This window comes from Nocardia carnea (genome assembly GCF_029869215.1).
GTDB classification, from domain to species: Bacteria; Actinomycetota; Actinomycetes; order Mycobacteriales; family Mycobacteriaceae; genus Nocardia; species Nocardia carnea_B.
On the sequence record NZ_JARWPM010000309.1, the window covers coordinates 1 to 11573 of the forward strand.

Consider the following 11573-nt stretch of genomic DNA (forward strand, 5'->3'; position numbering starts at 1 on the left):
AACCATGTGAACAACGCCTGCTACTGGCAGGCCGTGGAGCAGTTCCTGGTGGACTATCCCAAGCTGGTGAGCGGCCCGCACCGTGCCGTCATCGAATATGTGGCGCCGGTGCTGGCCCGCCAGCACATCACCGTGCGCAGCCGGTACGAACCGGGCGACCGCTCGCACGGCCGCCCCACGCTGCGGCTGTGGTTCGTGGTGGACGGCACCACCACGACCGTCGTCCGGATCGCGCCACTGTAATCACACGCCCCGGTGCGCGGGGTTCCGGCCGCCGCGCACCGGGATATGCGGCCTCACTCGCCCTTGGCCGCCCGCAGCAGATCGGGGTGGGTGGTGAATTTGACCCGCGGGCGGCCCGCGGCCTTACCGGCGCCGCGTTCGGCCTGGTCGATCGACTTCCAGCCGATCCGGTCCACCAGATCCGGCTGCCGTTCCAGCACCAGGGCACGCAACGCTTCCCGATCCGCGGTGGGCGCGGTCAGTTTGCCCGCCATGAAATCGGCGATCAGCCCTTCGACCGTTTCCTCGGAATCGATCCGGTTCGACCCGATCACACCGCGCGGGCCGCGCTTGATCCAGCCACTGACGTACACGCCGGACAGCGGGGTGCCGTCGGGACCGGTGACCCGGCCGTGCTCGTTGGGGACCACCGCACGCGTCTCGTCGAACGGCAGATCCGGGACGGGCTGTCCGCGGTAGCCGATCGAACGCAGCACCAGCGACGCGTCCAGGCTCGAGGTGCGGTCGGTGGCGCGCGCGTTGAGCACGCCGTCGATATCGACCAGTTCGTTGTGCGCGTACTCCAAGCCCTCGACCTTGTCCGTACCGAGCACCGCCGTCGGCGAGGCCAGGTATTTGAACACGATCCGCTTGTTGCCCTCGGCCGGCGGTTTCGCCGCGAACTCCTCGGCCAGGGTGTACTTCAGCCGCAACGACGGTTCGACCTCCGGGTCGTCGAGCAGGGCCTGCGACACCGGGTCGAGCTTCAGCTCGGCCGGGTCGATCACCACGTCCACTCCGGACAGATGCGCCAGCGCCAGGAATTCCGGCGAGGTGTAGGCGGCCTGCAGCGGTCCGCGCCGGCCCAGGACCACGACTTCGCGGATATTGCTGTCGCGCAGCGCGGCGAGGGCATGGTCGGCAATATCGGTTTTGGCCAGCTCGTCGGGATGCACGGTGAGCACCCGGGCCACATCGAGCGCGACATTGCCGTTGCCGACGATGATCGCCCGCTCCCCGGACAGGTCGAAGCTGCGGTCGGCGTAGTCGGGATGACCGTTGTACCAGGCCACGAACTCGGTGGCGGAATGGCTGCCCGGCAGATCCTCCCCCGGCACCCCCATCCGCCGATCCGAGGAGGCGCCCACCGCGTAGAGCACCGCGTGATGGTGCGCCAGCAGTTCCTCGTGACTGATGTGCTTGCCGACCTCGACGTTCAGGTAGTACTGCAGGGTGTCGCGGCGGAACGCCGATTCGAACATCCCCGCCACCGTCTTCGTCCCGGGGTGATCGGGCGCCACGCCGGCGCGCACCAGTCCCCACGGGGTCGGGAGCCGGTCGAACATCTCCACCTCGACATCGCAGCGGCGCAGCAGTTCGTCGGCCGCGTAGGCGGCAGCCGGGCCGGCACCCACGATCGCGACCCGCAACGTGCCCAGCTCCTTGGGCGGGCGCACCGGGGTGGCGATCGGATCCAGATTGGATTCCAGAGGATGCCGCTCGAACCAGGCGGCATTGATATCCCGGAAGCGGGCCAGCGACGCGGAGAGATCGTCTTCGGAGAAGATGGCCTCCACCGGGCACGCGTCGACGCAGGCACCGCAGTCGATGCAGGTGTCGGGGTCGATGTAGAGCATTTCGGTCGTGGCGAATTCCGGCTGATCCGGAGTCGGGCGGATGCAGTCGACCGGGCACTCGGAAACGCAGCTGGCATCGTTACAACAACGCTGCGTGATTACGTAGGCCATATTTGTGCAGATCCTCGAGACTTATGTGCGGGCTGGTGCCTTCCGGGTCACGGTGGGCAGGGCGAGACAAACGGGTGCGGGCCGGGGTCGCCGGGCCACTCCTCCATTGTGACGCCGCTTTCAGTTTGCCTCGAGTGTGTTATGCATCTCCGCACCGAGGGTGCTTACGGTGGTCCCATGACCCGGACTCTGATCTTGATGCGGCACGGAAAATCGGCGTACCCGCCCGGTATCGACGATCACGAACGCCCACTGGCTCCGCGCGGACAACGGGAAGCCGCGCTGGCCGGGGACTGGCTCCGTGCGACGCAGCCCCCCATCGACGCCGTGCGCTGCTCGACCGCGACACGTACCCGCGAAACGCTGGCCGCTACCGCGGTCACCGCGCCGGTCGAATACGACGCCGGTATCTACGAGGCGGAAGCGGACTCGCTGATCGAATCGGTCCGGCTGACCGATCCGGCGGTCTCGACACTGCTGGTGATCGGGCACTCCCCGGGGATGCCGTGGACGGCGTGGGATCTCGCGGCCGAGCACGATACCGAGGACGCACTGCGGATGAGCCGCAAATTCCCGACCTCGGCCCTCGCGGTGCTGCGCTTCGCACAGACCTGGGACGAGGTGTATCCCGGCACGGGGGAACTGGTGACCTTCCACATCCCGCGCTGAGGCAGCGCGGGGCCCCGGTTACAGCAGGTCCCGCAGCCCGCGGCAGCAGCGGTTCTCCGGCCGCCCGGCACAACGGTTCCGCGGCGGTCACAGCCCACGGTTCCGCGGCGGCTCAGCGCAGTAGTTTGCCGCCGAACACTGCTCCGGCACCGAGCAGCACCAGCAGCAGGAATGCCGCCCAGCCGCCGATCAGCCACCAGACCAAGCCGAACACCACGACGATCGGCGCCACCGCGATCGCGGTGATCACCGGGCTCTCCTTGACCGTCGCCCAGGCCGAACGCGCCCGGATCCGGTCGATTTCCTTCGCCATATTTCCCAGGCTACGTGGCCGGCCCCGGATGCGCTGGTGAGCGCGGGTATCCGGTCGGCGCGCCCGGTGCGCCCGGCTGAGTACGCTGGCGCTGGGGCGCCACGGTGGCCGGCCGGGCCGCCGGGGCGAGGCACCTGCGACCGAGAGGAAGTGCGGAGATGACCGAGGCAACGGAGCAGAGCACTGTCGTCAACAACCCGGACAAGAACCGCTACGAGGTGTTCTACGGCGGCGACCTCGCCGGTTTCGCCGAGTACATCGAACGGGGCACGGAAACCGTCTTCACCCATACCGAGGTCGATTCGGCGTTCGAGGGCAAAGGGCTGGGCAGCAAACTGGCCGGGTTCGCCATCAAGGACACCGTCGACCGCGAACGGACCATCCGGCCCGAATGCCCGTTCATCCGGAGCTATCTGGAGCGGCATCCCGAGTATTCCGCGCACGTGACCGGCGTCGACGGTGAGTGATCTCGACCCTCACCCGGCCGAAACGCTGTGCGAACCGGTGCGCGGCCCGGGACCGGTCACCGAACTGTTCCCGGCCCGCGAGGTGCCGCTGGGCGGGGTACGCGGCACCTACGTCGAGCGGACCCTCCCGCAACGGGACCTGCCGACCGTGGGGGCCTGGTGTTTCCTCGACTATTTCGGCGCTCCCACGGTGACCACCACCGGCCTGCCCCCGGATATCGACCCGCACCCGCATATCGGGTTGCAGACCGTCACCTGGCCGTTCGAGGGCATGATCAGGCATCGTGATTCGGTCCGTTCGGATGTGCTGATCGAACCCGGCCAGCTCAACCTGATGACCTCCGGCCGCGGGATCGCGCATTCGGAGTACACCGTGCCGGACGCGCCGGCGGGGCGCGGTTTGCAGCTGTGGATCGCGCTGCCCGGCGCGCACCGCGATATCGCTCCGCATTTCGAGCAGCATCGCGATCTGCCGGTCCACCGTATCCCCGGCGTGCGCGCCACCGTGCTGCTGGGAACGCTGGCCGGCGTGACCTCTCCGGCGATGATCTACACCCCGCTGGTCGGCGCCGATATCGAGATCGATCCGGCCACCACGACCACCCTGCGGACGAACCCGGAGTTCGAATACGCGGTCCTCGTGGTGGACGGCGCGGTGAGCGTCGCCGGAACCGAGCTGACACCCGGCCCGCTGCTGTACCTGGGCACCGGCCGCGCGGATCTGGAGTTGTCCAGCGCCTCCGGTGCGCGGTTCGCGCTGATCGGCGGCGAGCCACTGGCCGAGGAGCTGGTGATGTGGTGGAACTTCGTCGGCCGGGAGCACGCGGAGATCGCCGCGGCACGCACGGACTGGGAGCAGCACAACACCGCCCGCTTCGGTGATATCGCCGGCCATACCCCCGACCAGCGGATTCCGGCCCCGCCGCTACCCGGCGGGCAGTTGAAACCCCGCGGCCGGCGCTATCGGCGCTGAATTTCCCGATCACCGCTTGCCTGGAGTCCACTCCAGGTGATTAGCGTTATCGGTGTTCGACGAGGGAGATCGGTGAGCCTCACGAAACACCTGGGGCGCACCATATTTCGAGACGAAGGATTGCCCGTGAGCCTGTCCGCGCCGACCGGTGACGACCCCGGCCGGGACGTTCCCCGGCATACGATCAGCGCGGCGGCCCGGCACTGCGGGCTCAGCCAGGACACGCTGCGCTGGTACGAGCGCATCGGCCTGCTGTCCCATATCGGCCGCGATCACACCGGTAAACGCCGGTTCAGCGACCGCGACCTGGAATGGCTGACGCTGATCACCCGGCTCCGCACGACCGGTATGTCGGTGGCCGACATGATCCGCTACGCGCAACTCGTCCGGGCCGGTGAAGACACTATTCCGGAACGGCTCGAAATGTTCCGGGCGACCCGCGCCGAAGTCCTCGACCGAATCGCCGAACTGCACAAGACCGTGGCGGTACTCGATCACAAGATCGCGCTCTATGAGGAGCACACCGCGCCCGCCCGGTCACCCGATAACGCAGCATCGTGAAGGGATACCGCGAATGACAACCTCCGCCACACTGCCGACCGGCCCGCTGGGCGCCACCGGGATCCAGGTCGGTGTCCAAGGCCTGGGCTGTATGGGCATCAGCGAGTTCTACGGCCCCAGCGACCGCGCCGAATCCCGCGCCACCCTGGACCGCGCCCTCGAACTCGGCGTCACCCTCTTCGATACCGCCGATATCTACGGCTCCGGCGACAACGAAGAATTTCTCAGCGATTTCGTCCGCGCGAATCGCGAGAATATCGTGCTCGCAACCAAATTCGCCATCGTCCGGAAAGCCGATGATCCGCACTATCGCGGAATCGATAATTCACCCGGCTATATTCGCGGCGCCGTGGACGCCAGCCTGCGCCGGCTGGGTATCGACACCATCGACCTGTACTACATGCACCGGCGCGATCCGGCGGTCCCGATCGAGGAAACCGTCGGAGTGATGGCCGAACTCGTCCGGCAGGGCAAGGTACGCGCCCTCGGACTGTCCGAGGTCACCGGCGACGAACTCCGCGCGGCGCACGCCGTACACCCGATCGCGGCGGTGCAATCGGAGTGGTCGCTGTTCTCCCGGGACGTCGAGCGTACGGCGGTGCCCGCGGCGGCCGAACTGGGTGTCACCTTCGTGCCCTACTCACCGCTCGGCCGCGGCTTCCTCACCGGTTCGTTCGCCCAGGCCGGCGAACTGAACGACACCGATTTCCGCCGTCATATGCCGCGGTTCAGCGGGGACAACGCGTCGCATAACGCCGCCCTACTGGCTCCGCTGCACGCCATCGCCGAAGAACGCGGGCTGACACCCGCGCAGGTCGCGCTGGCCTGGGTGCACTCGCGGGCGCAGGCGCACGGGTTGCCGGTGGTGCCGATTCCGGGTACCCGCCGCCGCACCCGGCTCGCCGAGAATGTGGCGGCGGCGACCGTCACGCTCAGTGCCGGCGAATCGGCCCGGCTGGAATCGATCGCCGGACAGGTGGCCGGTCCGCGCTACGCGGATATGTCCTTCACCTCGGCCGGCCGCGAATAGGGCAACTCGCCCCCAGCGGCCCGTCGGGGCGCCGGCCGCCACCGTAGTTCGGGTCACCGAGCCGAGCCACGCCCCGGCACCGCGGCAGGTCACGCATCCGGCACGCGACCAGACGAAATCCGTCACTGCAGCGAGTGCTGAGGGAGCGTGCGCCTGATCGGATACCGCTGCAGCGGTGCTCTCCGGACACCCCGGCGGACGCTACTCGGGCAGCGCGGCCCGCCGCTGATCGGACAGCGCGGTCGGGCGCAGCTGAGACGGCGGTTCTGCGCTGTCCAGGCGCTGGGTGCCGATGACGCGGAGCAGTTCCAGCTTCTCCGCGGCATCGGTACCCGGCCGGGGGCGGTAGATCAGCAGGCGCTGGGTGGCGCTGGTGGTGAGCAGGGTTTCACAGTCGAAATCGATCACACCGACTTCCGGATGCACAATGCTCTTCACATCGGAAAGCCGGACGTGCACCACGTGTTCGTTCCAGAGCCGGTCGAATTCGGTGCTGGCCGCCCGCAACGCGCCGACGAGATCGAGCACGTCGGGGTCTTTCGCCCGGCGCGCGGCGGTGGCGCGCAGATCGGCGACCTGGTGGCGCGACATCCGGTCCAGATCGTCGACCGGGAACATCTCCCGGACCGCCGGCTCGGTGAACCAACGCCAGGCGTGGAAACGGTTCCTACCGGGCAGCCGGGTTTGATCACCGATCAGCAGAATGTGCATCCGGTTCTGCGCCAGGGTTTCGCCGAGGTCGGTGATCACAGCCGCCGGGGTGTCGTCCAGCTTCGCCAGCACGTGCATCATCGCGGCCCCGACGTGCTTATCCGGCCCACTGCCTCCCGGCGGCGTGTGACCGCACAGGAAATACACGTGGTCGCGTTCATCGCGGGTGTACCTCAGTGCCCGGGTCAGAGCGGCCAGGACCTGCGTGGACGGCCGGGGACCCCGCGCCTGCTCCAATCGCGTGTAGTAATCGGTGGAGATCCCGGCGAGCTGCGCCACCTCGTCGCGCCGCAGCCCCGGCGTCCGCCGACGCACCCCGGCCGGCAGCCCGACCTCCTCGGGAGACAGCTGTTCGCGGCGGCGACGAAGGAAATCGGCGAGTTCGCTGCGGTCCATATCTCCACTGTCGCCCAGCCGGACGCGGTGAGCCAGGGACCGCCGCTCCCCCGATAAAGCATCTCTGCCAACGACGCGGCCGGGTCACCAGTGTGGAGTGCATGACCAACACACAGATGCAGAGCACGCGGCTGGGCAGCACCGGGCCTACGGTCGGACGGATCGGTTTCGGCGCGATGGGGCTGTCGGGCACGTACGGCCCAGCCGACGACGCGGAATCGATCGCCACCGTTCATGCCGTACTCGATTCCGGCACCGGCCTCATCGACACCGGCGATTTCTACGGCAGCGGCCACAACGAGATGCTGGTCGGCCGGGCGATCGCCGGCCGGGCGCGCGAGGACATCACCCTCAGCGTGAAGTTCGGCGGCATGCTCGGCCCGGATATGAGCTGGCAAGGTATGGACACTCGCCCCGCAGCGGTGAAGAACTTCCTGAGTTACAGCCTGCGCCGGCTCGGCGTGGACTACATCGATATCTACCGCCCGGCGCGCCTGGACCCCGCGGTGCCGATCGAGGACACCGTGGGCGCCGTCGCCGAGATGATCGAGGCGGGGTACGTCCGGCATATCGGCCTCTCCGAGGTGGGCGCGGAAACCCTGCGCCGGGCGGCCGCGGTACATCCGATCACCGACCTGCAGATCGAGTATTCGCTGTTCACCCGCGGTATCGAGGCCGAGATCCTGCCCACTTGCCGCGAACTCGGGATCGGGATCACCGCCTACGGCGTGCTCAGCCGCGGGTTGCTCACCGATTCGCTGCGCGGCGCGACCGCGGTATCCGATTTCCGCGCCGGCACGCCACGGTTCCAGGGCGAGAATCTCGCGGCCAACCTGAAGCTCGTCGACACACTGGCCGGCCTCGCCGCGGAGAAGGGTGTCACCACCGCGCAACTCGCGATCGCCTGGGTGCTGAGCCGCGGTGCCGATATCGTCCCGCTCATCGGCACCCGCAGCGCGCGCCGCTGGGCCGAGTCGATCGCCGCCGCGGCAGTGTCGCTCACTCCGGCCGAACAAGAGGCCATAGGTGATGCCGTACCGGCAACCGCGGTGAACGGCAGCCGGTACCCGGAGCCACTGATGGCCACCTTGGACAGCGAGCGGTGATCCACGGTCTGGTTCACGGCCTCGTGTTGTGAGTGAACGGCCGGTTGCGGCGCTTGCTCGGTATCCGGCCGTTCCGTCGCGGGCGGACGGCGTGCCGGAGCCCTGGTCCCGACCGGCGGCGCGCCGGTGGACGTGCGCCTCCGGAAGGCGCGGCATCGGTCCATTCACAATGCGCCCTCGGCTCCGGCACGAGCCGAGGGCGCATTGTTCGCCGCCTACTTCGCCAGGAGGGCGTCCAGCGCCCGGTAGCTGGCATTGAGCCCTTCGGCCATCCCGGACTGCAGCATGCCGTCCCGCTCTTCCGGAGTGTGGAACTGGCTGACGGTGACCACCCGGGTGCGGCCGTCGCCGAGATCCTCGAAGGTCGCCGCGTCGATGGCGACGTGGGCGGGCATCCCGTCCCATTCGAAGGACTGCACGATGCGTTCCTGGGGCACGATCTCCCGGATCCGGCCCTCGAAACCGTGGCTCTCCCCGTCGGCGTGCTCGACGAAGCGCCAGTGCCCGCCCACGCGGAACTCCCAGCGCTCGACATCGACCCGGTTGCCCCGTCCCCACCACTGGGTGAGCTGTTCGAGCCGGGTGTAGGCGTCCCACACCCGTTCGCGGGATGCATTGAAGATCCGCTCCACGCGAATCTCACGGTCCGCGGCGGGGGTGACGACGGCTTCTTCGGTGGTGGTGCTCATTGCTCATGCTCCGTTCGTTGCAGGAATTCGCCGAGACGGTCCATGCGTGCTTCCAGCATCCGCCGGTAGCCCTGCATCCAGGCCACCTCCCGTTCGAAAACATCGGCGCCGATCCGGCAGTAACGAACCCGGCCGCGCTTCTCGGTGATCACCATTCCGGCGTCCTCGAGCAGCTGAATGTGCTTCTTGATGCCGGTGAGGGTCATCGAGAAGTCATCGGCCAGTTCACTGACGGTGGCGGGGCCACGGCCGAGCCGCTCGAGGATGCCCCGTCGGGTGGGGTCCGCGAGCGCCCCGAAGGAGGCGTCCAAGAACTCATACTGAACCATCTAGTTCAGTATTGGCGCATGAGTGCGCGCTGTCAACAGGGCACCGCGAAAATTTCCGTGCCGCCGGACGTCACCAGCGGTAGTCGAGGAACTTCCCGTCGAAGGTGATGACCACCCGGTCACCGTCGGGGTCCGGCCGCCGCGCGAAATCGACCTTGAAGTTGATCGCGCTCATGATCCCGTCCCCGAACTCCTCGTGGATCAACTCTTTGAGCGCCGGGCCGTACACGGAGATGGCCTCGACGAACCGGTAGATGGTCGGATCGCTCATCAGCGCCGGATCGGCACCGCGCGCGGGCTGCAGGCTCAGGCTCTCCGCGACAGCGTCGTCGAGGCCGAGCAGATCGCAGACCTTACGAGCCTGTTCGGCCGTCATCGGATGCTGGCCGAGCAGCGCGGCAGTCGTCCAGACCAGCGGAGCACCGAGCGCCTCGGCGATATCGGCCCAGGACAGCCCCCGCCGAATACGTGCCGTGACGACGAGGTCGGCGGCGGCGCTCTTGCTCATGATCGGTTCCATACCCACTCCTGGCTTAGTAACGTCGGGAATCATCGAAAGCCTTCATGTCCACCCGCGATACCGTGATCCGCGCCTATATGGCCGGCGCGATTCTGGCGCTCGCCGCAGCGTTCGCCGTCACGATCACGGTGCAGACCGGCGAACCACTACTCGGCGCGGTACTCTTCCCGGTTGGTTTCTGCCTGCTGTACCTGCTGGGTTTCGACCTGCTGACCGGCGTTTTCACGCTGGTCCCACTGGCCTGGCTCGATAAACGCCCCGGCGTGAACTGGCGTGCGGTCCTGCGTAATTGGAGCCTCGTTTTCGTCGGCAACTTCGCCGGGGCATTCACCGTCGCCGTCATGATGGCGATCATCGTGACCATGGGTTTCTCGATGGACCCCAACGAAGTCGGCCAGAAACTCGGCGAAATCGGCGAATCACGCACGGTGGGTTATGCCGACCACGGCGCCGCCGGCATGCTCACCCTGTTCATTCGCGGCGTGCTGTGCAATTGGATGGTCTCCACCGGCGTGGTCGCAGCCATGATGTCGACCTCGGTGTCGGGCAAGGTGATCGCCATGTGGATGCCGATCATACTCTTCTTCTACATGGGCTTCGAGCATTCGATCGTCAATATGTTCCTGTTCCCCTCCGGCCTCCTGCTGGGCGGCGATTTCTCTCTCGGCGACTATCTGATCTGGAACGAAATCCCCACCGTTATCGGCAATCTCGTAGGCGGCCTGGCCTTCGTGGGCTTGACTCTCTACGCCACCCACGCCCGCACCGGCAACCCCCGGCCTCGGCCGGCAGCTGCGGAATACAATGCGGAGCCAGAGGACACCACGGTCGAAACCGGAGCCGCGACTCGGTCCTGAACTTGCCGACACCGCGAAGCAGCCCCCACGCCGTACACACAGACGGCCATTACCCCGCTGACCTCTTGTACTCACTTATCCCAAAACTGAGTACAAGGGGGCAACGTGGAATCACTTGATCATCGGCGCCTCAAAGTAGTTGCCCGAGCCGAGCCTTTCCTCGATACGCGGTGGCGAGCATACGTACCCTCACGGCAGGATGGTCAAGTAATCCAGTCCAGAGGTCTTGACCGCGCGGAAATGATTGTCAACGGTGGCAATCTCCTTGATTGCCAGGCGTTCTGCGACTGCGATCAGCGATGCGTCGGCGGCACCCAAAGGGAAACCGGCGAATTGCCGCATCAACTCGATGATCCGCCGAGTGTCCGCAGGATCGAACTCCTCGCGGAACGTTCCCTTGGCCACCGCTTCCATGAATTGGATCTCTGCATGAGCACCCGCATACTTCTGCAGTAGATAGGTCACTTCGGCGACCACGTATGGCGTGATAACGAACTCGTCGGACCGGGAAGCCAACAGGGCCCGCATCTCCTGATTCCGCTTGTCGCGGCGGTTCATCACCGCTACCAACACATTGGCATCGACAATGAGCGTCACGGGCCCTCGAAGAGTTCGGTGTCCATCCGCTCGCTGAGATCTTCGGGCCCATCGAACGAAGGCAAGGCCGCCAGCCTGGAATCTTCGTCCCCTCCCACGAGCCGAAGCAGCGCCGCACGAGCGGCGGGGGCAGCTTCCGGCCGTAGCTGCTCTACCAGGCGGTGCAGCTCCGGATAGTGGTCATACGCCACGCTCATGGTCCCACGATACCGCCGACGTCGGCCCTTCAACCAGCAACCCCGGACACAATCGGCCCCCCGCCGCAACGGGGGGGGGGCGGCGGGGGACGGCTGGGGAGCGGTTAACCGGTTTGGCGGGACCCCGAGTAGGGCCCCGGGGCCCCCGGCCCGGGGGGGGGGGCGGAGGCCCCCGGGGGGGGAATTGT

15 protein-coding genes and 1 pseudogene are annotated in these 11573 nt (G+C 67.3%); 8 read left to right on the top strand and 8 right to left on the bottom strand.

The genetic code is table 11. The annotated features are described in order from the left end of the window. Window positions 1-243 (top strand): annotated as a pseudogene (locus QH276_RS21820) (hypothetical protein); the annotation flags it as partial. Window positions 244-296: 53 nt separating this feature from the next. Here QH276_RS21820 and QH276_RS21825 read toward each other — a convergent pair. Beyond that, window positions 297-1970: a 4Fe-4S binding protein gene (locus tag QH276_RS21825; protein WP_280396628.1), complete on the bottom strand. Its 1674-nt coding sequence runs from the start codon at window positions 1968-1970 to the stop codon at window positions 297-299. A gap of 177 nt (window positions 1971-2147) precedes the next feature. Here QH276_RS21825 and QH276_RS21830 point away from each other — a divergent pair, with 177 nt between their 5' ends. Next, entirely contained in the window at window positions 2148-2639 is a 492-nt protein-coding gene (locus QH276_RS21830) for a SixA phosphatase family protein (protein ID WP_280396627.1), read from the top strand. Window positions 2640-2751: 112 nt separating this feature from the next. Here the strand turns inward: QH276_RS21830 and QH276_RS21835 are convergent, their stop codons facing one another. Continuing rightward, the gene (locus tag QH276_RS21835) at window positions 2752-2952 is read right to left on the bottom strand and encodes a hypothetical protein (RefSeq protein ID WP_280396626.1); all 201 of its coding nucleotides are present in this window, start codon (window positions 2950-2952) and stop codon (window positions 2752-2754) included. Between the two features lie 158 nt (window positions 2953-3110). Here QH276_RS21835 and QH276_RS21840 point away from each other — a divergent pair, with 158 nt between their 5' ends. From QH276_RS21840 to QH276_RS21855, 4 genes are all read left to right on the top strand, one after another. Continuing rightward, the gene (locus tag QH276_RS21840) at window positions 3111-3419 is read left to right on the top strand and encodes a GNAT family N-acetyltransferase (RefSeq protein ID WP_280396625.1); all 309 of its coding nucleotides are present in this window, start codon (window positions 3111-3113) and stop codon (window positions 3417-3419) included. After that, window positions 3412-4392 (top strand): pirin family protein, encoded by a 981-nt coding sequence (locus QH276_RS21845; RefSeq protein WP_280396624.1) that lies wholly within the window; start codon window positions 3412-3414, stop codon window positions 4390-4392. Before QH276_RS21840 ends, QH276_RS21845 begins: the two co-directional genes overlap by 8 nt. 126 nt (window positions 4393-4518) lie before the next feature. Continuing rightward, the gene (locus tag QH276_RS21850) at window positions 4519-4953 is read left to right on the top strand and encodes a MerR family transcriptional regulator (RefSeq protein WP_280396623.1); all 435 of its coding nucleotides are present in this window, start codon (window positions 4519-4521) and stop codon (window positions 4951-4953) included. A gap of 13 nt (window positions 4954-4966) precedes the next feature. Continuing rightward, on the top strand, window positions 4967-5983 hold the full coding sequence (locus QH276_RS21855; protein ID WP_280396622.1) for an aldo/keto reductase: 1017 nt from the start codon (window positions 4967-4969) through the stop codon (window positions 5981-5983). A 201-nt stretch (window positions 5984-6184) separates the two neighbouring features. Here QH276_RS21855 and QH276_RS21860 read toward each other — a convergent pair whose 3' ends face one another. Further along, the gene (locus QH276_RS21860) at window positions 6185-7090 is read right to left on the bottom strand and encodes a helix-turn-helix transcriptional regulator (RefSeq protein ID WP_280396621.1); all 906 of its coding nucleotides are present in this window, start codon (window positions 7088-7090) and stop codon (window positions 6185-6187) included. Between the two features lie 101 nt (window positions 7091-7191). Here QH276_RS21860 and QH276_RS21865 point away from each other — a divergent pair, with 101 nt between their 5' ends. Continuing rightward, the gene (locus tag QH276_RS21865) at window positions 7192-8196 is read left to right on the top strand and encodes an aldo/keto reductase (RefSeq protein ID WP_280396620.1); all 1005 of its coding nucleotides are present in this window, start codon (window positions 7192-7194) and stop codon (window positions 8194-8196) included. Between the two features lie 215 nt (window positions 8197-8411). On the opposite strand, the gene QH276_RS21870 is transcribed toward QH276_RS21865, so the two are convergent. From QH276_RS21870 to cynS, 3 genes are all read right to left on the bottom strand, one after another. Further along, a complete protein-coding gene (locus tag QH276_RS21870; RefSeq protein WP_280396619.1) occupies window positions 8412-8885 on the bottom strand; it encodes an SRPBCC family protein in 474 nt (157 codons plus the stop codon). Beyond that, window positions 8882-9214, bottom strand: a complete 333-nt coding sequence (locus QH276_RS21875; RefSeq protein ID WP_280396618.1) for an ArsR/SmtB family transcription factor — start codon at window positions 9212-9214, stop codon at window positions 8882-8884. Before QH276_RS21875 ends, QH276_RS21870 begins: the two co-directional genes overlap by 4 nt. A 70-nt stretch (window positions 9215-9284) precedes the next feature. Beyond that, complete coding sequence (gene cynS, locus QH276_RS21880; protein WP_280396617.1) at window positions 9285-9734, bottom strand: cyanase; 450 nt, start codon at window positions 9732-9734, stop codon at window positions 9285-9287. 44 nt (window positions 9735-9778) lie between these two features. On the opposite strand from cynS, the gene QH276_RS21885 reads away from it, so the two are divergent. After that, on the top strand, window positions 9779-10591 hold the full coding sequence (locus QH276_RS21885) for a formate/nitrite transporter family protein (RefSeq protein WP_280396616.1): 813 nt from the start codon (window positions 9779-9781) through the stop codon (window positions 10589-10591). A 189-nt stretch (window positions 10592-10780) separates the two neighbouring features. Here the strand turns inward: QH276_RS21885 and QH276_RS21890 are convergent, their stop codons facing one another. Together QH276_RS21890 and QH276_RS21895 are read right to left on the bottom strand one after the other, a co-directional pair. Beyond that, the gene (locus tag QH276_RS21890) at window positions 10781-11188 is read right to left on the bottom strand and encodes a type II toxin-antitoxin system VapC family toxin (RefSeq protein WP_280396615.1); all 408 of its coding nucleotides are present in this window, start codon (window positions 11186-11188) and stop codon (window positions 10781-10783) included. Beyond that, window positions 11185-11385, bottom strand: coding sequence for a hypothetical protein (locus QH276_RS21895; RefSeq protein WP_280396614.1), 201 nt, complete (start codon window positions 11383-11385; stop codon window positions 11185-11187). The genes QH276_RS21890 and QH276_RS21895 overlap by 4 nt, the downstream gene beginning before the upstream one ends. Window positions 11386-11573 lie beyond the last annotated feature (188 nt).